This is a genomic window from Citreicoccus inhibens, assembly GCF_019039035.1.
Classification (GTDB): domain Bacteria; phylum Myxococcota; class Myxococcia; order Myxococcales; family Myxococcaceae; genus Citreicoccus; species Citreicoccus inhibens.
Genome location: NZ_JAHNZT010000110.1, coordinates 1 through 1,674, shown reverse-complemented (window position 1 = coordinate 1,674; position 1,674 = coordinate 1). Strand labels below are relative to the sequence as shown.

General features: G+C 65.2%; 1 protein-coding gene. It reads right to left on the bottom strand.

Translation table 11 applies throughout. The annotated features are described in order from the left end of the window. On the bottom strand, nucleotides 1–1,674 hold a 1,674-nt coding region (locus KRR26_RS36455), incomplete at both ends, for a condensation domain-containing protein (RefSeq protein WP_236069662.1).

The window sequence follows — 1,674 nt, the reverse complement described above, 5'->3', positions numbered from 1 at the left end:
TCAGCTCTTCTCCCCCGCACGCCACCGCCACCGCATCGGGCCTTCTCGCCGCCACCTCTTCGAACTGCCGCCCCAGGCTCACCTCTCCCGGGTACTCCACTCTCTTCCCGCTCCACTCCTCCACCACACGCCGCCGCTCCTCCTCCCCCATCAACGGCAATTCCCTCACCTTCTCTTCAGGGCGCGCCACCGCCGCTTCCACCAGCACTCGCAGGTGCCCCAGCAACCCCTCCGCCGTCTCCGCGTCGAACAAGTCACTGTTGAAATTGATCGCGGCGGTCGCTCCGGTCGGATTCGGCTCCACGATCAGGGAGAGATCGAACTTCGACGTGTGCTCCTCGGCCTCCACCCCCGTCAAAGAGAGTCCGGGCAGATGGATCTCGGACACCGGTGTGTTCTGGAGCGTGAGCGACACCTGGAACAGCGGGCTGCGACTCAGGTCTCGCTCAGGCTGGAGTTCCTCCACCAACTTCTCGAACGGCACGTCCTGATGCGCGTAGGCCCCGAGCGTCACCTCTCGCACTTGTGCCAACAGCTCTCGGAACGTCATGTCCCGACTCAGTCGCGCACGCAGCACCAGCGTGTTCACGAAGAAGCCAATCAAGCCTTCCAACTCGGTCCGAGTCCGCCCCGCGATGGGCGAGCCCACGCTCACGTCACTCTGCCCCGTGTAGCGCGACAACACGGCTTGGAATGCCGCCAGCAACACCATGAACGGTGTCGCGCCTTCGCGCTGAGCAAGCCCGGAGAGCTCGCTCCACAGCGTCAGCGGCCAGGAAACCGCGCGAATCGACCCACGGAAGGATTGCGTCGATGGACGCGGACGATCCGTCGGCAGTTCCAGGGCGCGTGAGGAGCCTTGCAGTTGCGCTCGCCAGTACGTCAGTTGAGCCCCCAGGACACCGCCCGTCAGCCATTCGCGCTGCCAGACCGAGTAGTCCCCGTACTGCACGGGCAACTCGGGCAGCGAGGCTCCGCTCTTTCGCGTGAAGGCGTCATAGAAGGCCGTGAGTTCTCGGACGAGAATCTCCATCGACCAGCCGTCAGACACGATGTGATGCATGACGAGCACCAGCACGTGCTCCCGATCCGACAGCCTCAACAAGGTCGCACGGAGGAGCGGCCCGGACTGAAGGCTGAACGAACACCGTGCACTGCGGGCGACCCAACTCCGCATCGCCGCGTCGCGTTCGGAGGCAGCAACATCGCTCAGGTCAACGCGCTCCCACGGGATACGAACCGCTGAGGCGATGAGCTGAACTGGCTCGCCGTCGTGGGTTCCAAACGTAGTGCGCAGCACTTCGTGCCGCTGCACGAGCGCCTCGAAGCTGCGCTCCAACGCATCAACATCCAGCGCTCCACTCAGTCGCACCGCCACCGGCACGTTGTAGAACGCGCTCCCCGGCTCCAACTGATCCAAGAACCACAACCGCTGCTGCGCGAAGGACAGCGGCAGCGCTCCTGTCCGCTCCACTCGTTTGAGTTCGGGTTGCTTCGTCTTCCCTGGCGCACCTCGGCGCAACCGCTCCGCCAAGGCCTCCACGGTAGGGGCCTCGAAGATGGCGCGCAGCGGGAGTTCGATCGCGAGCGACTCGCGGATGCGTGACACCAGCTGCGTCGCCAGGAGCGAGTGGCCTCCCAGCGCGAAGAAGTCGTCGCGCAGCCCCACCTTCG